24 protein-coding genes and 1 pseudogene are annotated in these 21,609 nt (G+C 71.9%); 10 read left to right on the forward strand and 15 right to left on the reverse strand.

Features of this window, described 5'->3' with window-relative positions; translation table 11 throughout:
* Positions 1 to 11: 11 nt before the first annotated feature.
* On the forward strand, positions 12 to 806 hold the full coding sequence (locus ACIQWX_RS44225; RefSeq protein WP_400884590.1) for a TetR/AcrR family transcriptional regulator: 795 nt from the start codon (positions 12 to 14) through the stop codon (positions 804 to 806).
* Here ACIQWX_RS44225 and ACIQWX_RS44230 read toward each other — a convergent pair.
* The 8 genes and pseudogenes from ACIQWX_RS44230 to ACIQWX_RS44265 all read right to left on the reverse strand — a co-directional run bounded on the left by ACIQWX_RS44230 (position 784) and on the right by ACIQWX_RS44265 (position 7,644).
* Positions 784 to 1,551 (reverse strand): methyltransferase domain-containing protein, encoded by a 768-nt coding sequence (locus ACIQWX_RS44230; RefSeq protein WP_400885340.1) that lies wholly within the window; start codon positions 1,549 to 1,551, stop codon positions 784 to 786. The two genes, ACIQWX_RS44225 and ACIQWX_RS44230, sit on opposite strands and share 23 nt — an antisense overlap.
* Positions 1,525 to 1,728, reverse strand: a pseudogene (locus ACIQWX_RS44235) (ferrous iron transport protein A); the annotation flags it as partial. The gene ACIQWX_RS44230 and the pseudogene ACIQWX_RS44235, both read right to left, overlap by 27 nt.
* Complete coding sequence (locus ACIQWX_RS44240) at positions 1,725 to 1,955, reverse strand: glutaredoxin domain-containing protein (protein WP_155544664.1); 231 nt, start codon at positions 1,953 to 1,955, stop codon at positions 1,725 to 1,727. The pseudogene ACIQWX_RS44235 and the gene ACIQWX_RS44240, both read right to left, overlap by 4 nt.
* Positions 1,952 to 4,060 (reverse strand): phage holin family protein, encoded by a 2,109-nt coding sequence (locus tag ACIQWX_RS44245; protein WP_400884592.1) that lies wholly within the window; start codon positions 4,058 to 4,060, stop codon positions 1,952 to 1,954. Before ACIQWX_RS44245 ends, ACIQWX_RS44240 begins: the two co-directional genes overlap by 4 nt.
* On the reverse strand, positions 4,057 to 4,638 hold the full coding sequence (locus ACIQWX_RS44250; RefSeq protein ID WP_400884595.1) for a DedA family protein: 582 nt from the start codon (positions 4,636 to 4,638) through the stop codon (positions 4,057 to 4,059). The genes ACIQWX_RS44245 and ACIQWX_RS44250 overlap by 4 nt, the downstream gene beginning before the upstream one ends.
* A complete protein-coding gene (locus ACIQWX_RS44255) occupies positions 4,635 to 5,426 on the reverse strand; it encodes an MBL fold metallo-hydrolase (RefSeq protein WP_400884598.1) in 792 nt (263 codons plus the stop codon). Before ACIQWX_RS44255 ends, ACIQWX_RS44250 begins: the two co-directional genes overlap by 4 nt.
* Positions 5,427 to 5,498: 72 nt before the next feature.
* The gene (locus tag ACIQWX_RS44260; protein WP_400884600.1) at positions 5,499 to 5,654 is read right to left on the reverse strand and encodes a hypothetical protein; all 156 of its coding nucleotides are present in this window, start codon (positions 5,652 to 5,654) and stop codon (positions 5,499 to 5,501) included.
* Position 5,655: 1 nt separating this feature from the next.
* The gene (locus ACIQWX_RS44265) at positions 5,656 to 7,644 is read right to left on the reverse strand and encodes a germacradienol/geosmin synthase (protein ID WP_400885343.1); all 1,989 of its coding nucleotides are present in this window, start codon (positions 7,642 to 7,644) and stop codon (positions 5,656 to 5,658) included.
* A 144-nt stretch (positions 7,645 to 7,788) separates the two neighbouring features.
* Between ACIQWX_RS44265 and ACIQWX_RS44270 the strand changes: the two genes are divergently transcribed.
* Together ACIQWX_RS44270 and ACIQWX_RS44275 are read left to right on the forward strand one after the other, a co-directional pair.
* A complete protein-coding gene (locus tag ACIQWX_RS44270; protein ID WP_400884602.1) occupies positions 7,789 to 8,082 on the forward strand; it encodes a GNAT family N-acetyltransferase in 294 nt (97 codons plus the stop codon).
* 670 nt (positions 8,083 to 8,752) lie between these two features.
* Entirely contained in the window at positions 8,753 to 9,769 is a 1,017-nt protein-coding gene (locus tag ACIQWX_RS44275) for a S1 family peptidase (RefSeq protein ID WP_400884605.1), read from the forward strand.
* 105 nt (positions 9,770 to 9,874) lie between these two features.
* Here the strand turns inward: ACIQWX_RS44275 and ACIQWX_RS44280 are convergent, their stop codons facing one another.
* Together ACIQWX_RS44280 and ACIQWX_RS44285 are read right to left on the reverse strand one after the other, a co-directional pair.
* Positions 9,875 to 10,480, reverse strand: a complete 606-nt coding sequence (locus ACIQWX_RS44280) for an SAM-dependent methyltransferase (protein WP_400884607.1) — start codon at positions 10,478 to 10,480, stop codon at positions 9,875 to 9,877.
* A gap of 93 nt (positions 10,481 to 10,573) precedes the next feature.
* Complete coding sequence (locus ACIQWX_RS44285; protein ID WP_400884610.1) at positions 10,574 to 12,136, reverse strand: discoidin domain-containing protein; 1,563 nt, start codon at positions 12,134 to 12,136, stop codon at positions 10,574 to 10,576.
* Positions 12,137 to 12,309: 173 nt separating this feature from the next.
* Here ACIQWX_RS44285 and ACIQWX_RS44290 point away from each other — a divergent pair, with 173 nt between their 5' ends.
* The 4 genes from ACIQWX_RS44290 (at position 12,310) to ACIQWX_RS44305 (ending at position 16,001) form a co-directional block, all read left to right on the forward strand.
* A complete protein-coding gene (locus ACIQWX_RS44290; protein WP_400884611.1) occupies positions 12,310 to 13,032 on the forward strand; it encodes an SDR family NAD(P)-dependent oxidoreductase in 723 nt (240 codons plus the stop codon).
* Positions 13,033 to 13,129: 97 nt separating this feature from the next.
* Positions 13,130 to 14,335 carry a cytochrome P450 gene (locus ACIQWX_RS44295; protein ID WP_400884612.1) on the forward strand — a complete coding sequence of 402 codons (1,206 nt, stop codon included), beginning with the start codon at positions 13,130 to 13,132 and terminating at the stop codon, positions 14,333 to 14,335.
* Positions 14,336 to 14,345: 10 nt separating this feature from the next.
* Positions 14,346 to 15,185 (forward strand): hypothetical protein, encoded by an 840-nt coding sequence (locus ACIQWX_RS44300; RefSeq protein ID WP_400884615.1) that lies wholly within the window; start codon positions 14,346 to 14,348, stop codon positions 15,183 to 15,185.
* A 60-nt stretch (positions 15,186 to 15,245) separates the two neighbouring features.
* Positions 15,246 to 16,001, forward strand: a complete 756-nt coding sequence (locus ACIQWX_RS44305; protein WP_400884617.1) for an SDR family NAD(P)-dependent oxidoreductase — start codon at positions 15,246 to 15,248, stop codon at positions 15,999 to 16,001.
* Here the strand turns inward: ACIQWX_RS44305 and ACIQWX_RS44310 are convergent, their stop codons facing one another.
* Together ACIQWX_RS44310 and ACIQWX_RS44315 are read right to left on the reverse strand one after the other, a co-directional pair.
* A complete protein-coding gene (locus ACIQWX_RS44310; RefSeq protein WP_400884619.1) occupies positions 16,002 to 16,409 on the reverse strand; it encodes a VOC family protein in 408 nt (135 codons plus the stop codon). It lies immediately after the preceding gene.
* A gap of 10 nt (positions 16,410 to 16,419) precedes the next feature.
* A complete protein-coding gene (locus ACIQWX_RS44315; protein WP_400884621.1) occupies positions 16,420 to 16,980 on the reverse strand; it encodes a CGNR zinc finger domain-containing protein in 561 nt (186 codons plus the stop codon).
* A gap of 64 nt (positions 16,981 to 17,044) precedes the next feature.
* Here ACIQWX_RS44315 and ACIQWX_RS44320 point away from each other — a divergent pair, with 64 nt between their 5' ends.
* The 3 genes from ACIQWX_RS44320 (at position 17,045) to ACIQWX_RS44330 (ending at position 19,540) form a co-directional block, all read left to right on the forward strand.
* Positions 17,045 to 17,914: an alpha/beta fold hydrolase gene (locus ACIQWX_RS44320; protein WP_400884623.1), complete on the forward strand. Its 870-nt coding sequence runs from the start codon at positions 17,045 to 17,047 to the stop codon at positions 17,912 to 17,914.
* Between the two features lie 181 nt (positions 17,915 to 18,095).
* Positions 18,096 to 18,704 carry a TetR/AcrR family transcriptional regulator gene (locus ACIQWX_RS44325; protein ID WP_400884626.1) on the forward strand — a complete coding sequence of 203 codons (609 nt, stop codon included), beginning with the start codon at positions 18,096 to 18,098 and terminating at the stop codon, positions 18,702 to 18,704.
* 74 nt (positions 18,705 to 18,778) lie between these two features.
* Entirely contained in the window at positions 18,779 to 19,540 is a 762-nt protein-coding gene (locus ACIQWX_RS44330; RefSeq protein WP_400884629.1) for an alpha/beta fold hydrolase, read from the forward strand.
* Positions 19,541 to 19,552: 12 nt separating this feature from the next.
* Here ACIQWX_RS44330 and ACIQWX_RS44335 read toward each other — a convergent pair whose 3' ends face one another.
* The 3 genes from ACIQWX_RS44335 to ACIQWX_RS44345 are packed head-to-tail and all read right to left on the reverse strand — an operon-like array spanning position 19,553 to position 21,579.
* A complete protein-coding gene (locus ACIQWX_RS44335) occupies positions 19,553 to 19,954 on the reverse strand; it encodes a hypothetical protein (RefSeq protein ID WP_400884632.1) in 402 nt (133 codons plus the stop codon).
* Positions 19,954 to 20,772 carry a heavy metal-binding domain-containing protein gene (locus tag ACIQWX_RS44340; protein WP_372669481.1) on the reverse strand — a complete coding sequence of 273 codons (819 nt, stop codon included), beginning with the start codon at positions 20,770 to 20,772 and terminating at the stop codon, positions 19,954 to 19,956. The genes ACIQWX_RS44335 and ACIQWX_RS44340 overlap by 1 nt, the downstream gene beginning before the upstream one ends.
* Positions 20,773 to 20,781: 9 nt before the next feature.
* A complete protein-coding gene (locus ACIQWX_RS44345; protein WP_400884636.1) occupies positions 20,782 to 21,579 on the reverse strand; it encodes a heavy metal-binding domain-containing protein in 798 nt (265 codons plus the stop codon).
* Positions 21,580 to 21,609 lie beyond the last annotated feature (30 nt).

A 21,609-nucleotide genomic window follows, 5' to 3' on the forward strand; every position in this document is an offset into this window, starting at 1 on the left:
GAGTCGGCAAGGTGGTCGTCTTCGCGGGTCAGGGCGACGCCCGCCGGTCCATGGAGCTGCTGTGGGGGCCGCGCGTGGTCGCGCCGCGCACCGGGCCCGGCCCGAAGCCGGGGCTGTCGGTCGAGGCGATCGTCGCGGCGGCGATCGACATCGCCGACGCCGAGGGCATGGCGGCCCTGTCGATGCGTTCGGTGGGCGAGCGGCTCGGGCGGACGGCGATGGCGCTGTACACGTACGTGCCGGGCAAGACCGAGCTGGTCGATCTCATGTACGACCGGACACTGGGGGAGCTGCCATCGTCGTTTTCGTCGTCGGACGGCTGGCGGGCTTCCGCTCTGTCGCTGGCCGACGCGTTGTGGGACCTGCACGTGCGGCACCCGTGGCTGCTGCAGGTCTCCCCGGCGCGGCCGGTGCTCGGGCCGGGGGAGTTCCACGTCCAGGAAACGCTGCTGTCGGTGCTGGCGCTGACGGAGCTGCCGTTGGCGCGGGTGCGCTGGGTGGTGTCGGCGCTGTTCAACGTCGTGCGCGGGTCGGTCCAGGCGGCGGCGGAGTCCCGCCAGGCGGCCCGCGAGACGGGACTGTCCGAAGAGGACTGGTGGGGCGCGCGGTCGGCGTTGCTGGGGGAACTGGTGCCGGACTTGACCGCGCGGTTCCCGACGGTGGCGAAGCTGGGCGCGTCGGTCGAAGTGGTGTCGTCCGATGAGCCTTATTTGGAGCGCGAGGCGAGGTTGTCGTTCGAGGCAGGGGTGGAGCTGCTGCTGGACGGCGTCGAGGCGGCGATCGTCAAGGCTTCCGGGCCTCGATGAGGAACCTCGTCGTGTGGGCGACGAACGGGCCGTCGCGCTCGATCAGCTCGTGCAGTTCCCGCAGTTTCGGCCGGTACTGCTCCACCGTGAAGCCCGGGACCATCCAGATCACCTTGCGCAGGAAGTAGACCACCGCGCCGATGTCGTAGAACTCGGTGCGCAACGACTCCGAGCGCAGGTCGATGACCTCCAGTCCCGCGTCGGCGGCGGCCGCCACGGCGTGGTCCGGGTGGCGGCTGTTGCGCCCTTCCTCGGGTTGCGGGCCGAGGAAGAACTCGACCAGCTCGAACACGCTCGCCGGGCCGACCTGCTGGGAGAAGTAGCTTCCGCCGGGGCGCAGGACGCGGGCGATCTCGGGCCAGTTCGTCGTCACCGGGTGGCGGCTGGTGACCAGGTCGAACACGTTGTCGCCGAAGGGGAACCCCGAGGTGGCCACGACCACCACCCCGCGCGGCCGCAACCGGGCCGAAGCGCGAGCCACGTTCGGCGGCCACGACTCCGTTGCGGCCATCAGCGGCGGCAACGAAGGACAGCCGTCGAGGACTTCGCCGCCGCCGGTCTCCAAGTCGAGCGCTGCCTGGACGCCCGCGAGGCGTGCGCCCAGCAACCGTTGATAGCCCCACGAAGGACGCGCTTCGGTGGCTCGGCCGTCGAGCCAGGAGAAGTCCCAGCCGTCCACCGATACCGCGTCGGCTTCGGCGACCAACGCGTCGAACTTCGACTGCCGGACCGGCGGTGGGGGCACCGGCTTGGCCAGGGTGACGGCGTCGAACGCCACCACCACCGGGCCGCGCCGGGTCTCCACCGTGCACGTCGTCGCGTCGCGCGCCACCAGGTTGCCGAGCGCGTCGGTGAACCCGCCCTCGATCCGGTAGCGGACGACCACCCGCGTGCCCAGTGGCAGCTCGCGCAACAGTTTCACAGCCGTGCGCTCAGCTCGTCGTCGGACGGCTCGACCAGGAAACTTCCGTCGTCCCACACGATCGTCGGGATGCGGCGGGCGCCGTCCTGCAGCTCGCGGACCCGCGCCTCGGCCGCCGCGTCGGCCTCGACGTCCACATAGGAGTACTCGACGCCCTCGCGGTCGAGCAGCGCGCGGCTGCGCTTCACGTCCGGGCACCAGGAAGCGCCGTACACCGTCAAACTCACGAAACAACCTCCGAAACGGCTTCGGGAACGGGTGAAGGGTGCCCCAGCTCGGTCAACCACCCGCGGAACACCCGGTGCAGTGCCTCCGCGCCGACGACCTCGCCGAGCGGCGCGAACTCCTTCGGGTGTACCACGAAACCCCGCTGCTGCGGGCCGCCGAGCCCGCCGTGCGACCCCACGTGCGTCTCGAACGGCGACGCCTGGTCCGAGTCCGGGTCGTAGCGGCTGTTGATCATCACGTCGGCGCAGTGCGGGAACGTGTCCACCCGGCGGATCAGGTCCGCCGCGTGCGGGCCGTACGGCAGCAGCGGGTCCTCGCCGATGACGACGCCGGAAGCGAGCCGGTGCAGGCCGTCGCGGCCCAGGACCACCGGGCCGAACTCGCGGCTGCGGACCAGCAGGAACCCGACCCCGGGGTGGTCCACCAGCGACGGCAGCAGCTCCGGGAACTCGCGCTCGATCGTCTCCAGCTCGACGCGGCCCTCGTGCTCGGTGAACGACACCATCGCCGTGTGCCCGGACACCACCACGACCACGCCCGGTGCCACCCGCGTCACCGCGCCGGGCGATCCGGACTCCGTGCGCGGCCGGTCGCCACCGGTCTCGGCGTTCTCGACGCGGCCGCGCAGCCGGCGCGCGATCAGGCCGCCGCTCTTGGTCGCCTCCGCCAGCGCCGCGTTGATCTGCCAGCTCTCGGCCTGGCGCCGCTTGCCCGCGGCAGCTGACGGCGAGCCGCCGCACATCCGGCCGACGTACGCCTCGATCGTCTCGCCGAACCGCTCGGAGAACGCCTGGCCCTGCGTCTGGCCGTGGTCCGACAGCGCGACGACGTGGTAGCGGCGCGGGGCGAGCCGCGAAGCCCGGTGCAGCCGCGCGATCTGCTGGTCGATCGAGCGCAGCACCGACAGCGTGTCGAACCGCTCGATGCCCGAGTGGTGCGCGACCTCGTCGTAGCCGAGGAAGTCCGCGTACACCACCGGCCGCCCGGCCAGCATGTCCCCGAGGATGGCCGAGACGACGACGTCGCGCGCGATCACCGTCGTGCCCGGCCGGGCGAGCGGGTACCAGCCGCCGCGCGGGATGCGCGGCACCACGCCGGCCCGGCGCTGGCGCACCGACGCGTTGATCTCGCGGAAGACGTCGGCCAGCGCGACGACGAACGTGCGCAGCGCGTTGACCGGGTTCGCGAAGTAGGCGTAGTAGCCCGCGCCGAGCCGGTCGCGGCGGTGGTGGCGCAGCTTCTTGGGCACCAGCACCGGGATCGAGCTCATGGTGAGGCTGACGTGGTCGGCGTCGCCGGAGAAGAGGTTGCCGCGGCTGGCGCCGTCGCCGGAGAGCAGGCCGCGCCCGTCGGAGTGGCGCCGTTCGATCTCGGCCGCGTCGGTCGGGTGCGCGCACGCCATCACGTGGTCGCGGTCCTTTTCGTACCAGCGGAAACCGAGGATGTCGTGGTTGTCGCCGTGCAGGATGCCGCAGACGCTCGCGCCGGTCTGGGAGCTCCAGTCGGTGTGCCACGGCGTGAGCGTGTGGCTGCCTTCGGCGAGCCAGGCGGCGAACGTCGGCATGTCGCCGTCGCGGACCGCGCGGCGGACGGTGTCGAACCCGAGGCCGTCGATCTGCAGGAACACGACCCCGGGCGGCTGCTCGGCCACGCCGGGCGCGGGGGTGTGGCGACGGCGGCGCCGGGCGGCGCGGCGGAAGAAGATCTCGTCCTCGTCGACGGCGAGCGCCGTCGAGATGAGCGCGCCGACGCCGGCCATGGCGACGGTCACGATCACCGCGGTCCGGAAGCCGACCAGTTCGACGCCGGGGATCGTCCGGAACACGGCGAGGGTGCCCGTGCCGAGCAGCAGGAACCCGAAGAGCCCGAACGTGAAGAACGCCAGCGGGTAGGCGATCCGCATGGCCAGCGGCCAGACGAAGGCGACCAGCACGCCCAGCACCAGCGCGCAGACCGTGGGCTGCCACCAGTGCGTCATCCGGAAGCCGGGCAGGAGGACGTCGAGCAGGTGCAGCGCCCCGGTCACCGCGGCCCACACCAGGAGGATGCGGGCGACGGCCCGGCCGCCCCGCAGCAGCCGGCCCTTCGGCGCGGTCGTCGTCACACCTTCTCCTTGGTTTTGCGGCGCCACCGGGAAACCAGGTTCAGCAGCACGGTGACCAGCAGGACCAGCACCGTCGCCAGGACGGTCGCGATGAGCGGCGAGTCGAAGATGCCGCCGCTGAGGATGCCGAGCAAGCTGTACGCCGTCGCCCAGAGCACGCACGCGACGAGCGCGGCGGGCAGCAGCCGACGCCACGGGTAGCTCAACGCGGCCGCGGCGAGCAGCACCGGGATCCGGCCGGCCGGGACGAGCCTGCCGATCACGACGAGCTGCCAGCCGCGGCGGGTGAACTGGTCGCGGGCCTTCTCGAGCCGTTCGGCGGGCTGGCGGCGGCTGATCCACCGGAACGCGGCTTCGCTGCCGAGGCGCGGGATCCCGAACGTCACGACGTCGCCGACGTACGCGCCGAGGACGGCGAGCAGGATGACCAGCGGCAGCGACAGGTGGTCGGTGGTGGTGGCGACGGCGGCCGCGGCGCCGACCACCGCGCCGGTGGGCACGATCGGGATGATCGAGCCGAGCAGCACGCCGCCGAACACGGCCGGGTACCCGATGGCGGCCGGGTCGGTCCAGTTCACGCGCGGTCCGTGGGTGCCGGGAGCGCGACTTCGGCGCCGGGCTCGGTGAACAGGACTTCGGTGGTACCGCCGGCGGCCTTGACTTCAGCGGCGAACACGCGCGGCGGGTCGGCGAGCAGCCGGCGCATCCGCGCGGTCCGCTTCAGGCCGGGGACGGCGAGGGTGCCCCAGTGCACGGGCACGGCGGCGCGGGCGTCGAGGATCCCGGCGGCTTTCGCGGCGCGGGCCGGGTCCAGGTGACCCGGCCCGAGGTTCGGCCCCCAGCCCCAGACGGGCAGCAGGGCGACGTCGACCGGGCCGAAGTCCGCCATCCCGGCGAAGAGGTCGGTGTCGCCGGCGTTGTAGACCTTGGTGCCGCCGGCTTCGATCAGGTGCCCGATCGCGGGGCTCTGCGGGCCGTGGGTCAGCCGCGGGCCCCACCGGTGTCCGGAGTGGACGGCTTCGGTGGCGGTGATGGTCAAGGCGCCTTCGGTGAGGGTTTCGCCGGGCGCGATCTCCTCGACGTTCCGGAAGCCCTTCCTGGCCAGCCAGGACCCGGCGCCGCGCGGGACGACGATCCGGGTGCTCCGGCCGAGCAGCTTGAGGGAGGGCAGGTGCAGGTGGTCGCCGTGCAGGTGCGAGAGCAGGACGAGGTCGACGCCGGCGTAGGTGGGTGGCGGGGGCGGCGGCACGACCCGCACGAGCCCGCCGACGCGCGCGGTGAGCACGGGATCGGTCAGCACGACCCGGCCGGCGAGTTCGAGCCGGACGGTCGAATGGCCGAGGAAACGCAGGTTGAAGCCGCTCACGGTGTCGAGTATCGCCCCCGGCCCCGGCGAATGCCCGGCGGAGTGGCGCGAACAACGCGGCCTGGTGACGCGCTACCGCCAGTGCACCCGCCGGGCCGGCTTCCGGAGGCGCCGGCGCATCCGGCGCCACCTCGCGCGCCAGTCCGTTCGGAGCGCTTGCTCGGCTTCGCGGTGCATGCCGATCCCGTGCAGCAGCTCGGCGATCCGCACCTGCTTCTCCGTCGGCACCTCAGCGACCGGCCGGCAGCAACGACGAGATCCGCAGCGACGACGTCCCGATCCCCGTCGGCCCGGTGAACCGCGGGTGGTGCCCCAGCTCGGTGCCGGTGTACCGGCCCGCGTGCTCGTGCCAGTGCGCCACCCCCGCCAGCCAGTCCCGCAGCGTTTCGTCGCCCGTGTGGCGGAACTCCGCGAGCCGCGCCTCGGCCAGGTCGGCGACCACCTCGTACGCACGCTCCTCCGAGCAGCCGAGGAAGTTCCGCACCACCAGGACGCCGTTGTTGAGCTCGCCCTCGAACCGGATCTCCTTGCGGTAGGAGTACAGGTCGTTGAGCAGCCCGCCGTAGTCGGCCGCGAGGTTGGCCAGCGCCGGCCGCGCGCCTCGGGTGGTCAGGGCCATCGACAGCTCCGCGCCGAACGTCCGGCGGCGCATCTCCACGTGGTCGACCGGGTCCGGGATCCGGTTCTGCGCCAGGTTGGTGAGCCGCCACAGCCAGCTCCCGGTCATCGACTCGACGGCCCGGCGCACCGCGTCACGGTCGTCCGTCCGCGGCCAGAGGTCGGCGAGCGCCGTTTCGAGGGGGTTCACGGGCGTGGTTCCCCCACCCATGATCTGCCCCAGCCGTTCCCGCCACGCCTTCGCCGCGACGAGGTCGCGCGTCGCGCCGAACACCTCCTGGAACCAGTCGTCCGCGTACGTGCTCCAGGTCAGCCAGTCGCTGGTGACGTCGAGGCGCTCGGCCGTCGCGTCCGGGTGGATGCCCGCCGCGCACAGCGGGAGGTCGGCGGCTCTCAGCTTGCGCTCGTCCCACACGACGCCGTCGAGGAGATCCGTGGTGCGCGCCCAGTCGACGTTGCGGCGGCGGCACCCGTCCAGGTGCCGGTTCAGCCGCACCGGGAACGGCGGCTCGACGGCCGGCCGCGCCACCCGGACCTCGCCGAACGGGGTGTGGCCGTAGGCCCGCAGCCGCTGCGGCGCCGTGGCGAGCACCGACGACAGGATCCGCGTGGCCGGCGGCCGGTCGTCGAGGGCGCCTTCGTTCATGTACCGGCTGGACCGCAGGTGCCACTCGTGGCCGCCGGACTGCCAGTCCTGCAGGCCCTTGACGTAGGCGAACGTCGCCGCGCGCGCCGCCGGGTCGACGCCGTGCTCGTCGAAGAGCGCGGGGACCTCGGTGAGCGCCGTGTGCTCGAACTGGTGCAGCCGCGACGTGATGAGGTCGTTGACGGCGTCGGCTGCCTCCTGCGTGGTGAGGCCGAGGAACTTCTCGAACACGAGCACGCCGTTGGACAGCTCGCCCTCGTCCTGCACCTCGCGCTGGTAGGAGAAGAGGTCGTTGCGCAGGTGGACGCTGTCGGCGAAGCAGTCGCGCAGGACTTCCATGGGGCGCGTCGCGGCGATCGCGTCCGGGACCTCGGCGTGCACGGAGTGCTCGATGAGGTTCGCCGACCAGGGCGCGCCGCCGACCTTCCGCCGCATCTCGACGTACTCGATGGGGTTGGCGAGCCGGCCTTCGTTGATGTTCGCCAGTTCCCACAACGACTCTTCGAGCAGCGCCTTCGTGCTGGCGACGAACCGGCGCCGCCACGCGGCCGTGCGGTGCGGAATCGTGCGGTCCCACAGGTCGGCGAGGCCGCGCTCGACCGGGTTCTCCGGCGTCGCGGTGATCTCGCCTTCGGCGGGCATGAAGAGGTCGATCCGGTCGAGGTGGGTGCGCGCGCTCTCGATGTCGCCGGTGCGCTTGTAGAGCTCGAGGAAGTGGTCGTCGAAGTAGAAGACCCAGACGTACCAGTCGGTGACGAGGTCGAGCTCGCCGGCGCCGGCGTCCGGGTGGGTGTAGGCGCAGAGCAGGGCGTAGTCGTGGGAGTCGAGGTCGTGCTCGGTCCAGACGACGGTGCCGTGCTGGGGGACGTCGATCATGTCCATCCCGCGCGCCCACGCCTTGCTGTGCGCGCGGGCCCGCTCGAGGTGCGGGTTCAGCCGCGCGGGGTGGGGCATGTAGAACTCGGGGAGGACGAACGGCTGCTCGGGCACCCCGTGAGGCAACCAAAGACGCGGGTGCCCGCCAAGAGGAGCAAGCTGGGTTGCACACGAACGGGTCGGGCACTTCCCCCGGCCGGCCCAGCGACGACAGGAGAGCCAGTGACCGAGACCCGGGTGGCCGACAACCCCGACGAGAGCCGTTACGACCTGTGGGTCGACGAGAAGCTGGCCGGTTCGGCGTACTACGACGTGCGCGGTGAGTTGACGGTGTTCACGCACACCGAGATCGACGACGCGTTCTCGGGGCAGGGGCTGGGGAAGGTGCTGGCGGCCGGCGCGCTGGACGACGTCGTCTCGAAGGGGCGGACGATTGTGCCGGTTTGTCCGTTCATCGCGGGGTACTTGAAGAAGAATCCGGGGTACGAGGACCACGTTCGCTGGCCGAAGGGCTGAGCCGGACGACCTGAACGACTCTTTCATGTCATCCGGCGAGGTGAGGGGGTCTTTCATGACGTTCGGGCCCCGGCTTGGCCTCCTCGCGACCGGCGGCCGAAGGCGCAGGTGAATGACATGAACGACTCGTTCATGTCGCCGGACGACATGAATGACTCTTTCATGACGTTCGGCTGCCCGTGGTCGAGCTGTCCGGCCCAGCGAAAGTCTCCCGCCGCGCGCCCGACCGGCGGCCGGGGGCGTGGCTGGATGACATGAACGACTCATTCATGTCGTCAGGCGACGTGAATGACTCATTCATGACGTTCGGCTGTCCGTGGTCGAGCTGTCCGGCCCAGCGAAAGTCTCCCGCCGCGCGCCCGACCGGCGGCCGGGGGCGTGGCTGGATGACATGAACGACTCGTTCATGTCACCAGGCGACATGAATGACTCATTCATGTCGTTCGGTCGCCCGTGGTTGAGCTGCTCGGCCCACCGAAGGTCTCCCTCCGGGCGCCCGACCGGCGCTGTGGTGCGCCGAACGCAGCAGCGTCACTCGGCTGTTCGGGTCTGAGTTGAGAGGTATGTCCGGATCTGCTGGTTATTAACCAACCTTCGTCGGTGTTGCGTTGGTTGCCCGGCAACGAAAGTGACCGGCGCAGGCTTCGAACCGGCAACCTGGAGGAAGTTGATGACTCCCCGGAAGACCGCCCTCAAGACCTTCGCCGTCTTGTCGGCCGCCGCGCTGACGGCGGGCGTTTGCTCGTCGGCGGCCACTGCGTCCCCACTGGCCTTCGCCGAACTGCAGGCCCAGGCCATCACCAACGCCACGCAGGTGGCGAGCTCGCTCGGCGCCGCTTCCGGCGGTGTCTACCTCGAAAACGGCAAAGCCGTCGTCAACGTCGTCGACGACGCCGCGGCCCAGAAGGTCACCGACGCCGGCCTCACCGCGAAGAAGGTCAAGCACACCTTCGCCGCGCTCACCGGCGTCAAGAACCAGCTCGACGCGGTGAAGAACGTCCCGCAGACCGCGTGGGGCATCGACACCAAGACCAACCAGGTCGTCGTGAAGGTCTACGACGCCGCCAGCAAGGAGACCTCCGACAAGGTCAGCGCGGCCGCCGCGAAGTACGGCGACAGCGTCCGCGTCGAGCACCGCACCGGCAAGCTGGAGCTGCACATCGCCGACGGCGACGCCATCCAGAACAGCCAGGGCCGCTGCTCGCTCGGCTTCAACGTGACGCGCGGCGGGGAGCCGTTCCTGCTCACCGCGGGCCACTGCACCAACCTCGGCGGCACCTGGTCCGGCGGCGACGTCTCCGGCGCGCAGGTCGTCGAGAGCGACTGCCCCGGCGCCGACTCCGGCCTGCTGACCCGCCCGAACGGCTCCGGCCCCGGCGAGATCAACACCGGCCAGGAGATCACCTCGGCGGCCGAGCCGACCGTCGGCGAGCAGATCCAGAAGCAGGGCTCGACCACCGGCGGCGGCAGCGGCGAGGTCACCTCGGTCGACGAGTCGGTCAACTTCGACGTCGGCGTGCTCAACCACGAGTTCGGCACCACCGCGCACACCGACCACGGTGACTCCGGCGGCCCGGCCTACGACGGCTCGAAGGGCCTCGGCACGCTGTCCGGCGGCGACACCGTGACCAGCTACTTCTACCCGCTCACCCTGGAGCTGCAGGCCTACGGCCTCGAGCTCGCCTGACGAAAAGGCCCCCTTCACACGCGTCCCAGGGCAAACACCGCAGCGCGAAGCGCTTCCGTTGAGGGTGGCGGTGGGGGCATGGGAGGCGCGTGAAGGGGGCCTTTCTCATGCTTCGAGGCGTCGCGCGCGGTAGACGGCGTCGGTGTGGTGACCCTCGCCGCGCGTCTCGCACGTCTCGACCACCCACGGCCACGGGTCGCCGAGGTAGGTCGTGATCTCCTCCGGCTCGAAGTACAGCTCCTCCGGCGGCTTCTGGCCGTCGAACTCGCGCATGGCCTTCGGCGAGTGCCCGACGACCAGCAGCGACCCGCCCGGCTTGATCGCCGCTGCGGCCGCCGTGAAGACGTCCCGGCGCAGGTTCGGCGGCAGGTGCATGTACTGCGCGGAGATCAGGTCGTAGCTCTCCTCCGGCTGCCACTCCAGGATGTTGCGGTGCAGCCAGCGGACGTCCACGCCGGCCTCCTTGCCCGCTTCTTCCGCGCGGGCGAGCGCGACGGTGGAGATGTCGGCGCCGTCGACCGTCCAGCCCTTCTTCGCGAGCCAGATCGCGTCGCCGCCTTCGCCGCAGCCGAGGTCGAGCGCGCGCCCGGGCGTCAGCCCCTCGACCTCGGAGCTGAGGTTCGCGTTGACGTTCCCGCTCCAGATCCGGTGCTCGTCGCGCTGGTACATCGCTTCCCAGAACTCCTGCTTGAGCATTTCTTCGACGCTCATGGGCCCCTCGTGCGGCATGGTTCCTCCTCGGTGACGTCCCCAGCATGCGGAGGACGGCACCGAGGAGGCAAATCGCGTTGCCGGAATGGCAACTCAGGGCGTGCCGTACACCTGCATCTCGTACAGCGAGTAGCCGTACGACGTCCCGCGCGTGACGCCGTTCATCCGCACGTAGCGGCCGCTGCCGACCAGTCCGGTGAGGTCGTCGGTGGCGCCGTTGCCGGTCGTGGTGCTGTAGATCGTCGTCCAGGTCGTGCCGTCGGGTGACGTCTGGATGGTGTACGCCTTGCCGTACGCGGCTTCCCAGGTCAGCTTGACGTGCGAGACCTGCTTGGTGGCGCCGAGGTCGACGCGCAGCCACTCGCTCGCCGTGCCTTCCTTGGACGCCCAGCGGGTGCTCGTCAGGTTGCCGTCGAAGGCCGCGCTCGCCGGGTAGGACGACGACTCCGTCGAGGACGCTGTCGCCGTTTTTCCTTGCGAAAGCAGGGTTTCCGCACCACCGGTGACTGTCACGCCCAGCGACGCGGTTTTCGCGCCGCCGGTGATGGTGACCGTCGCCGAGCCGGGTGCGGCGGTCGCGGCGGCGGTGACCGTGACGGTCGAGGTGCCGCCGGCCGGCACGGACGCCGGCGCGAAGGACACGGTGACTCCCGCGGGTGCGCCGCTCGCGGACAGCGTGACGGCGTCCGTGGCCTTGACAGCGGCCGTCGCCGACGCACCCGGCGCGACCGACACCGACGACGGCGTCACGCTGATGCCGCTCGGGGCGCCGGCGGCGGTGAACGTCCAGCGGGCCTGGGTGCCGGAGCAGCTGCCCGCGGTGACCGCCGAACCCGAGGCGCGGAAGCACTTCTTGCTCGTCTGGATGTCGGAAATGGTGCCGTCCGGGTTGATCGACCACTGCTGGGCCGGGCCGCCGGTGCAGGTCTGCAGCACGATCGAGCTGCCGGAGATGCCCGCGCACTTGTCGTTGATCACGAGGAAAGCGCCGTGGAAGGTGAAGCGCTGCGCGTCGCTTCCGGTGCAAGCAGCCACTTTCAGCGTGCTGCTCGGCGCTTCCAGGCAGGTTCCGGTGGAGTTGTTCTTGTATTGGCCGACCGTCGTGTTCGGCTGCGCGCCGCCCCAGCACTCACCGGTGCCGGTGTTGAAGATCGGCGTCGCGTCGTAGGGCTCGTCCGACGGCGGGTCGACGACGACCGGCTCCATCACCGGCGTGTTGTCGGGGTTGTAGTGCGTGAGCGCGTCTTCGCAGTCGATCGCGTCGAAGGCGCTGCCGCCCTGGCCACCGAGCCAGAGGTCGATGTGGCGCAGGCCGGGTCCGCCGTTCGGGCCCTGGCTGTTCCAGTCGTCGGAACACTCGTCGCAGCCGTCCTCCATGATGAAGTACTTCTTCACCCGCGGCACCCAGACCTTCGTGCCGGGTTCGAGTTCGTCGCTGCTGGTGGCGAAGGTGATCGGGTCGGCGTAGGTGCCCTTGCCGCCCGCGGTGTCGTGGAGCCGCGGGTAGGCGATGTCGCCGCCGGGCGGGGTGTTGTCCCACCAGCCGTAGAAGGTGAGGAAGGTGGGCTGCGTGGTGGCCGCGTTCGCCGCGGGGGTGCCGGCGGTGGCCAACGCGAGGAACAGGGTCGCGACGAGCACGAGCGCGCGCCGGGTCATGCTGCCTCCGGAAGGGGGTGGGGCGGACGATGACTTGCGGCGTGCGTCCAGGTTCGCCGGGTGGCGGCGCGGCGTCAAGACCTGTTCGTAAAGTGTCCTAACGAATCCGGTTTCGTGTCCCGGTCGCCGGGAAAACCGCTCGCGCCGGCGGTCCGCTCGGCGAAGATGGCGCCATGAGCGAACAACGGGAAGTCGTGGTCACCGGCGGCGGCACGGGCATCGGGCTGGCGATCGCCACGCGCTTCGCGGCGGCGGGTGAGCGCGTCACCATCACGGGCCGGCGCAAGGACGTCCTCGAAGCGGCGGCGGAGAAGCTCGGCGCGCGGGCGGTGGCGTTCGACGCGAGCGACCCGGAGGCGGTGCAGGCCGCGCTGGCGGAACTGCCTTCGCGCGTGGACGTCCTGGTCAACAACGCCGGCGGCAACACCGACCGCGTCCGGGAGGCACCGGTCGGGCTCGCGGGCCTGGCGGACGCGTGGCGCGCGAACTTCGAGGCGAACGTCGTTTCCGCGGTACTGGTCACCACCGCGCTGAAGCCGCGCTTCGCGGACAACGTGCGGGTGGTGACTCTCGGGTCGGTAGCGGCGAAGCAGGGTTCCGGGTCGTACGGCGCGGCGAAGGCGGCGATCGAGGCGTGGAACACGGACTTGGCGCGGCAACTGGGGGCGAGCGGCTCGGCGAACGTCGTGGCGCCGGGCGTCACGTTGGAGACGGAGTTCTTCCACGGCACGGTTTCCGACGAATGGGTGGCGGCGCGGGTGGCGGTGGCGTTCGACAAGCGAGCGGGGACACCGGAGGAAGTGGCGGCCACGGTGGGCTTCTTGGCGTCGCCGGAGGCGGGGCACGTCACCGGGCAGGTGGTGCACGTGAATGGAGGGGTGTACGGGGGCCGCTAGGCCATCCGGGTCGGAAGTGGGTCGAACGTCCCACGACCGGCCCGGTTCTCTCCATGGTGGAAGGGTCCCGACCACCGCACGAGAGGTGTGATCCGCCGTGACGGCAGCGTCCGCAACCCCGGCCCTCCCGACGGCACGACCGGCCGGATGCCCGTTCGACCCGCCCGAAACCTACGCCACCCTCCGGGAAACCGCGCCGACGTCGCAAGTGCGCTGCCCGGCCGGCATGGATGCCTGGCTGGTGACGCGCTACAGCGACGTCCGCGCGGTGCTCGCCGACCGGACCATGAGCTCGCGCGGCGCTTCCTCGGTGCACGTCAACCCGAACGCCGACCTCGACGAGGAGGTCAGCCCCGGCTCCATCATCCAGCTCGACGGCGCCGAGCACTCGCGCATCCGCAAGATGGTGATCGCCGAATTCACCGTGCGGCGCGTGGAGGCGATGCGCGGCTACGTCCAGGAACTCGTCGAGAGCCACCTCGACGCGATGCTCGCCCGGCCCGGGGAAGCCGATCTCGTACGGGACTTCGCGTTGCCGATCCCGTCGCTCGTGATCTGCGAGCTGCTCGGCGTCCCCTACGCCGACCGCGCGCGGTTCCAGCGGCAGAGCGGGCTGCTCGTCAGCACCGACGCCACCCGCGAAGAAGGGCAGCAGGCCTACGACGAGCTTTCCGGCTTCCTCGCCGAACTGTTCACCGACAAGCAGCGGAATCCGCAGGACGACCTGTTCAGCCGGCTGATTTCGCGCGGTGAGACCACCGGCGACCCGCTCACCATGGAAGAACTCGTGGTGCTCGGCCTCAGCCTCCTGGTGGCCGGACACGAAACCACGGCCAACATGATCGCGCTCAGCACGCTCGTGCTGCTGGAACACCCGGCCCAGCGCGACGTCGTCCTGTCCGCTCCCGAGCGCGCGGTCGAGGAACTGCTGCGGTACCTGTCGGTCGTCCAATTCGGCGTGCTGCGGTACGCGACCGCGGACGTCCAGGTCGGTGCCCGGGCGGTCAAGGCGGGGGAGTGGCTGGTGGCGGCGCTGAACTCGGCGAACCGCGACGAAGACCTGTTCTCCGGCGCGGACAAGCTCGACTTCCACCGCGACTCGCCGCGCACGCACGTCGCCTTCGGCTTCGGGGCGCACCAGTGCATCGGCCAGCAGCTCGCGCGCGTCGAACTGCAGGAAGCGCTGACGCGGTTGTTCCGCCGGGTGCCGGATCTCAAGCTCGCCGTGCCGCGGGACGAGCTGGCGTTCAAGCACAACACGCTGGTCTACGGCGTGCGGGAGCTGCCGGTCGCCTGGGGCTGAGAATGGCGGCATGACACCTTCACCGGCGCGACGGCTCTGGGCGGCCGTCGAACCCCTGCACGCGGTCGTGTACTTCGCGCCGGAGACGGCGGCCGCGGCGAAGGAGGCCGGCCTGCGCGGGTACTGGATGGGGTACTTCGCGGGCCGCCTCGCGCCGCTGGGTCCGGTCGGGCCGGCGGCGGCGACGTCCGTGCTGTTCGGCTTCGCCCCGCCGATGGTGGCGCGGGCGATCCCGGACGCCTGGTCGTTCGCCTCGCCGGACGACGTGCTCGGCTCCCGGCTCGCCGCCGTCGAAGCCGCGCTGCGGCAGGCGCTGGGACCCGGGCACGAAGAACTGGCCGAGCTGCTGGAACGGGCCGCCGCCGCGTGCCGGTTCGACGGCCGCCCGCTCGCCGCCGCCTGGTCCGCGGTGCCCCGGCCGGCCGGGACGCTGGGCCGGCTCTGGCTGGCGGCGACGGTCCTGCGCGAGCACCGCGGCGACGGCCACGTCCTGGCCGCGGTCCACGCCGGGCTGACCGGCCTGGAGACCACGCTCACCCACATCGGCGACGGGGTCATCGGCCGCGCCGACGTCCAGCCGCACCGAGGCTGGACCGAGGACGACTGGACGGCGGCTGCCGGGCGCCTGCGGTCCCGCGGCCTGCTCGACGCGCGGAACCGGCTCACCTCGGAAGGCGCGGTCTTGCGCACCCGGCTCGAAGAGGACACCGACCGCCTGGCGTCGGCCCCGGTGGACGCGCTGGGCGCGGACCTGGACCGGCTCCTCGACCTGGCGGTCCCGCTCGGCCGCGCGGTCGTCGACGCGGGTGTCGTCCCGGTGCCGAACCCGATGGGCGTCCCGCGGCCCTGACGTGTCGATCCCGGCGGGTCCCGTTCGACGCACCGGTGAACCCGGACATCGGAGGGACCCATGACACTGCTCGACGGCAAGAACGCGATCGTCTACGGCGGAGGCGGCCGGATCGGCTCCGCGGTGGCCACGGCCTTCGCGGAGGAGGGCGCGCGGGTGTTCCTCGCGGGCCGCACCCGCGCGCGGCTCGACGAGGTCGCCGACCGCATCCGCGCCAACGGTGGCGCGGCCGAAGTGGCGGAGGTGGACGCCCTCGACGAGCGGGCGGTCGACGAGCACGCCGACGCGGTGGCCGCCGCGGGCGGCCTGGACATCTCGTTCAACCTGATCGCCCACGGTGACGTCCAGGGCACGCCGTTGATCGACATGACGCCGGAGGACTACGAACGCCCGGTGCGGACAGCCGTCCGGACGCAGTTCCTGACCGCCCGCGCGGCGGCCCGGCACATGGTCAAGCAGCGCTCGGGCGTGCTGCTCCTGTTCGGCGGCGCGGGCGAACCGGTGCGCGAGTTCTCGGTGGGCGGCCTGCAGATCGCGTTCCACGCGCTCGAGGCCATGCGCCGCCAGCTGGCCGCGGAGCTGGGGCCGCACGGCGTGCGGGCGGTGACGCTCCGGACGGGCGGCATCCCGGAGACGCTCCCGGCGGACTTCGCCGGCCGCGACGCGATCGAGGCGAGCATCGCGGGCAAGACGATGCTCGGCCGCACGGCGACGCTGGCGGACGTCGGCGCGGTGGCGGCGTTCGTGGCGTCGGACCGGGCCCGCACGATGACGGCCTCGACGGTCAACGTCAGCTGCGGCGCCCTGGTGGACTAGCTACTTGCGCGACGAGATCTGCTGGACCATCCAGGCGTTGCCGTCCGGGTCGGCGAAGTGGACGAACCCCACGTTGTCGAGGTCCGCTTTGCCGTCCCACGCGCCGGTGCCGTAGACCTCGATGTCGCTCACCTCGACGCCGCGCTCGCGCAGCTGCGCGTGGGCCTTCGGGAGATCGTTGACCACGAGCTGCAAGCCCTTCAGCGAACCGGGCGGCATCTCCGGCACCGCGCCCTTGCCGATCACCACCGAGCAGCCCGAGCCCGGCGGGGTCAGCTGGACGAACCGGGCGCCTTCGCCGACCGTCATGTCGTGGTCGACGGTGAAGCCGACCTGGTCGGCGTAGAAGGCCTTCGCGCGGTCCAAGTCGGACACCGGGACCACGACGACTTCGAGCGTCCATTCCATGTGACGTACGTTACCCGCGCCGCTCGACCACCAGCCGCTGGTGGCGGGCGGCGCGGACGCGGTCGCCGCACGTCGTCGAGCACCAGCGGCGGCGGGCGTGCTCGCGGAGGAAGAACCGCACGCACCCGTGGGCCTCGCATGGGCGCACCAGCGGCGCGAGGTCGCCGGTGACGACGTCGATCGCGTCGCGGGCCAGCCTCGCCACGGCCTCGTCGAAGGTGCCCGGCCGGGTGCTGCGCCACTCGCGGCGGGGCCAGGCGAGCTGCGGCGCGGCGGCGTCGGCGCGCGCGGCCGCGTTGACCGTCTCGACCGCGGCCGCGGACGGCGAGCGGTCCTCCGCCAGCGCCGTCAGCAGCTCGCGCACGGCGGCGCGCAGGTCCGTGACGCGGCGGAGGTCGTCCGTGCCCAGGGTGGGGAGACCCAGCCATCCGGCGGCGTCCGCGGGTTCGGCCAGGTCGTCGACCTCGCCAGTCGCGGTGAGCCGGCGCGTGTTGACCAGCGCCAGCGCGGGCGAGCGCTCCTCGCCGGGTGCCGCAGTGACCACGTTCGCCTCCCTGAGTCCGGCCTCCATGTTGACAGTCTACGACCTCTCATGGATAAATGAGTCAATAAACATGAGACGTGAGGAGAACCCCATGGTCGCCGTGCACCACCGCTTCGCCACCGTCGCCGGGCACCGGCTCTTCTACCGGGAGGCCGGACCCGCCGGCGCGCCCACGATCGTGCTGCTCCACGGCTTCCCGACGAGCTCGCACATGTACCGGCACCTCATCCCGGCGCTGGCCGACCGCTACCACGTCGTCGCGCCCGACTACCTCGGCGCGGGCGCGTCGGACGCGCCGTCGGTGGACGAGTTCACCTACACCTTCGACGCGCTCGCCGAACTGACCCTCGGGCTGCTCGACGAGATCGGCTTGGACCGCTTCGCGCTCTACATCCAGGACTTCGGCGCCCCGGTCGGCCTGCGCATCGCGGCCGGCAACCCGGAACGGGTGACCGCGATCGTCACGCAGAACGGCAACGCCTACGTCGACGGCCTCGGTGCCGGGCTGCCGCAGAAGCTGGCCGCCGGCACGCTGAGCGAGGACGACCTGCGGGCGATGGTCAGCCTGGAAGCCACGAAGGCGCAGTACCTCGACGGCGCCCCCGACCCCGAGCTGGTCAGCCCGGACGTCTGGATCCACGACCAGGCCCTGCTCGACCGGCCCGGCGGCGCGGAAATCCAGATGGCGCTGCTCGCCGACTACCACCACAACATCGGCCTGTACCCGAAGTTCCACGAGTACTTCCGGGCCAATGCGGTCCCGCTGCTGGCCGTCTGGGGCGGCAACGACGAGATCTTCATCGCCGACGGCGCCCGCGCGTACGCCCGGGACCTGCCCGACGCCGAGGTCCACCTGCTCGACGCGGGCCACTTCGCGCTGGAAACGCACCTGGACGCGATCGCCGGGTACGTCCGCGGTTTCCTCGGCCGGGTGCTGCCCGTTGAGCGGGATGCCCGTTGACCGCCCGGTCGCCGCGCTCGCGCTGATCGCGACCCGCTGGGCCGGCGCGGCCGGCGTCGATCCACAGTGTCGCGCGCAACAAGCCCCTGCGCGTGCCGGTCGGCCAGGTCCGGCGGGCACGGTGGCCGGCGGAGCGTGGCAAACTTCGTCGACCACGACGCCGGCCAGGGGAGCACCACGCATGACCGATCGTCCGGCCCGGCGAACGCAGGAGCAACGACGCGCCGAGACCGAGCGGCGCGTGCTGGACGCGGCCATGGCGCTCATCGCGCGCAGCGGGTCCCGTGCCGTGACGCTCGCCGAGGTGGGGGAGGCCGCCGGCTACAGCCGCGGCATCGTCTACCACCACTTCGGCAGCCGGGAACGGCTGCTGGAGGCCGTGCTCGACTCCGCGCAGCAGTTCGACGTCCCCACCTACGAGGGCGACGGCCTGGACCACCTGGTGCGGATCGTCGAGGCGTACCTGCGCAACGTCGTGCGGCGGACGCCGTCGGCGCGCGCGTTCCTGCAGCTGTGGGGCGAGGCGATCGCCGCCGACCCCGTGCTGGCTCCGCTGTTCGCCCGCCGGGACGCCGGCTTCCGGCAGCTCCTGGCGGACGTGGTCCGCCAGGGCGTCGCCGACGGGTCCGTCCGGTCCGACGCGAACCCGGCCGCGGCCGCCGTGCTGGTCGTCGCCCTGGTCCGCGGGACCGGGCTGCAGCTCATCGCCGAGCCCCCGGTGCGGGGCGTCCCCGCCCTCATCCGGGAGGCGACGCGCTCGGTGCGCGCGGCGTTCGCCGTCACGCCGTAGTTCCGGCCGTGGTCCCCGGGCCGCGTTCGCTGCTACAGTTACTTGCGTACATGCACGCAAGTTTAGGAGTGAAGATGGCTGTTCCCCTGGTACTCGTGCACGGCAATCCGGAGAACACCGGCGTGTGGGGCCCGCTGATCGCCGCGCTCGGCCGGGACGACGCGGTGACGTTGTCCCCGCCCGGCTTCGGCGTACCCGCGTCAGACGGCTTCTCCGCCACCGTCGAGGGCTACCGCGAGTGGCTCGCCGCGCGGCTCGAGCAGTTCAAGGAGCCCGTCGACCTCGTCGGCCACGACTGGGGCGGCGGGCACGTCGTGCAGGTCGCGATGGCCCGCCCGGACCTGATCCGCAGCTGGGCGTCGGACGCGCTCGGCCTCTTCGCCCCGGACTACGTCTGGCACGCGCGGGCCCGGGTGTGGCAACAGGAAGGGGCGGGCGAGGCGTCGGTCAAGGAGATCTTCGGCGGCACGTTCGAGCAGCGGCTGGCGGTCGTCAACGCGCTCGGGATGACCGGCCCGGCCGCGGAACGCGTGGCCGCGGGGATGGACGACGGCATGGGGCGGGCGGTGCTTTCGCTCCTGCGGTCGGCCGCCCAGCCGGTGATGGCCGATGCGGGCCGCGGCCTCGCGAAGGCGCGGCAGCGGCCCGGCGTGGCCCTGATCGCCCTCGCGGACGTCGACCAGGCCAGTGGAACGCCCGCGCAGCACCGGTTCGCGGGCGAGGCCGCCGGTGCCGAGATCGCCGAGCTCCCCGGTACCGGGCACTGGTGGCCGGTGACGGACCCGCACCCGGTGGCGCGCGCCCTGACCGCGTTCTGGTCCCGATTGGACGGTTAGCCGGCGTCTGCGCTAACCGCCCAGGAGACGTGAGAGCGCATCCCGCGCCCTCGCGTCCTTCGCCGCCAACGCCGTCAGCTCCTGGGCCAGCGCGGCCAGCCAGTCGTCGACCGCGGCTTCCTTGCGGCTGATCACCACGCCCCGCACCACCTGGTGGATCTCCGCCGCGACCCCGCCGTGCTTTCCGGCACTCAGCACCAAAACCCGGTCCGGCGTCCGCACGCGCACGGCCGTCGCCTGCCCGTCCCGGCCGGCCACGCGGTCGGCGAACGTGCGGCGCCGGTCGACCTCGACCATCCCCGGCGGCAGCGCGCTGCCCAGCGTCTCCGACAGGACCCGGTGGTAGGACTCGACGTCCGCGCGGTCCGTGCGCAGGGCCGCCGCCACCAGGTGGAAGTCCAGCTCGCCGCCCATCAGTCGGTCAGGGGCAGCACGAGCTGCGGCTTGGCGATGTGGTGGTCGGCGCGCAACGGCTTCACCGCCGTGCCGATCGCGAAGAACTCCGTCGTGTGCCCGCCCCAGCGGTGCGGCAGCGACAGCAGCTGCACCCCGACGATGCCTTCGGCCTCCAGCTGTTCCGCCTCGGCCTGCATCCGCGACATCGCGAGCTCGCGCGCGTCGTACAACGCTTCGGTGTACTGCGGGATCTCGACGTTCTGGCCGATGTTGCCCATCATCTGCCGGAACCGCTGGTGCGCGATGTGGTAGACGCAGGTGCCCATCACCATGCCCAGCGGCGCGTAACCGGCCTGCACCAGCGTCCAGAAGTCCTGACCGGACAGATCGCTCGTGAACGGTTTTCCCGTGTTGTTGCGCCATTCGCCGGGTTCGTCGGCCTTGACGGCGGTGCCGACGGCGATGAACTCGGCGAGGTCGCTGCCGAACTCCTTGAACTCGATCTCCAGCCGGACCGCGACGATCCCGTCGGCGCCGAGGACGTCCGCCTCCGCCTCCATCCGGGACATCGCGAGCTCGCGGGCGTGGTACATCGCCTGCGAAAGCCGGTCCAGCTCCTGGTTCTTGCTCCACCGTCCCATTTGGAACCCGACGTGGTAGATGCTCGAGCCGAGCACCAGCCCGAGCGGCCGGAACCCGGCTTCGCGCACGAGGAGGAACTCGTTGACGCTCAGGTCCGAGGTGAACAGGCTGGTCTTCTGGCCCGGTCGCATCTCGGCGAGCCGGCGCATCGCATCCTCGGGGATGTGCTGCGCGGCGGGGTCCGCGGTGGTCACGAAGCCTCCTCAGGAACGGTTCAGGGGCAGGATCTTGAGCGCGCGGGTCGGCGCGGCGGGGCCTTCGTGGAAGCGGGCGATCGCGGTGCCGGTCACGGTGGCGATGGCGGCCACCGCGACGTCGTGCACCGGCCACAGCCGGAAGCTCACGTCCGAGACGATGCCGCCGTCGGCGCCGCAGCCGCCGATCTCGCGGGCGAACTCCGCCCGCGCCGCCGAGCGGACCGCGGTGGCGAGCTCGGTGGCCATGCGGATCTCCGTGTTGTCCCACCCCCGCATGACCAGGGGCTGCTCCCAGGGATCGGTGAACGCCCGGCCGCACACGCCGATCGCGATCCGGGCCGGGACCCAGCCCGCCTGCATCAGCTTGCCGACGTCCGGGCCGGGCAGGTGGGTGGTGAACAGCCGCCCGGGTCGTTGCCTCGTCGCCGCCCGCACGGCGGTGCCCAGTGCGACGTACTCCTGGATCTCCCCGTCCGGCGACGAGGTCTTCAGCTCGATCCCGAGCACGCCGTCGGCGCCCATCCCGGCCGCCTCCTCGGCGAGCCGGTCGAGCGCGGTCGCGTAGCCCTGGCGCAGCAGGTCCGCCAGCACCTTGATCCGGTCGGCCGCCCACACGGTCGCTTCGGCGAAGCCGACCTGGTGCACGACGCAGCCCATCACCTCGCCGAGCGGCGTGAAGCCGGCGATCTCGGCGCCGACCGCGCCGGGCACGCTCAGCAGAGAGGTTTTGGGGCCCGACGGGGAAAAGCGGTCGAGACGGGCTTCCGCGCCGGGCGGCAGGCCGTGACCGTCCCATCGGCGCACTGGCGGACCTCCTTCGGCGGCTCTGCACCC

Source organism: Amycolatopsis sp. NPDC098790, assembly GCF_044759945.1.
Taxonomy (GTDB): Bacteria; Actinomycetota; Actinomycetes; order Mycobacteriales; family Pseudonocardiaceae; genus Amycolatopsis.

Bases quoted from the DNA above. Each gene is read 5' to 3' on its own strand.
- ACIQWX_RS44265 (WP_400885343.1), bottom strand. From the start codon at position 7,644: ATGCCCCACCCCGCGCGGCTGAACCCGCACCTCGAGCGGGCCCGCGCG.
- ACIQWX_RS44275 (WP_400884605.1), top strand. From the start codon at position 8,753: ATGACTCCCCGGAAGACCGCCCTCAAGACCTTCGCCGTCTTGTCGGCC.
- ACIQWX_RS44280 (WP_400884607.1), bottom strand. From the start codon at position 10,480: ATGAGCGTCGAAGAAATGCTCAAGCAGGAGTTCTGGGAAGCGATGTAC.
- ACIQWX_RS44285 (WP_400884610.1), bottom strand. From the start codon at position 12,136: ATGACCCGGCGCGCGCTCGTGCTCGTCGCGACCCTGTTCCTCGCGTTG.
- ACIQWX_RS44290 (WP_400884611.1), top strand. From the start codon at position 12,310: ATGAGCGAACAACGGGAAGTCGTGGTCACCGGCGGCGGCACGGGCATC.
- ACIQWX_RS44300 (WP_400884615.1), top strand. From the start codon at position 14,346: ATGACACCTTCACCGGCGCGACGGCTCTGGGCGGCCGTCGAACCCCTG.
- ACIQWX_RS44305 (WP_400884617.1), top strand. From the start codon at position 15,246: ATGACACTGCTCGACGGCAAGAACGCGATCGTCTACGGCGGAGGCGGC.
- ACIQWX_RS44310 (WP_400884619.1), bottom strand. From the start codon at position 16,409: ATGGAATGGACGCTCGAAGTCGTCGTGGTCCCGGTGTCCGACTTGGAC.
- ACIQWX_RS44315 (WP_400884621.1), bottom strand. From the start codon at position 16,980: ATGGAGGCCGGACTCAGGGAGGCGAACGTGGTCACTGCGGCACCCGGC.
- ACIQWX_RS44320 (WP_400884623.1), top strand. From the start codon at position 17,045: ATGGTCGCCGTGCACCACCGCTTCGCCACCGTCGCCGGGCACCGGCTC.
- ACIQWX_RS44325 (WP_400884626.1), top strand. From the start codon at position 18,096: ATGACCGATCGTCCGGCCCGGCGAACGCAGGAGCAACGACGCGCCGAG.
- ACIQWX_RS44330 (WP_400884629.1), top strand. From the start codon at position 18,779: ATGGCTGTTCCCCTGGTACTCGTGCACGGCAATCCGGAGAACACCGGC.
- ACIQWX_RS44335 (WP_400884632.1), bottom strand. From the start codon at position 19,954: ATGGGCGGCGAGCTGGACTTCCACCTGGTGGCGGCGGCCCTGCGCACG.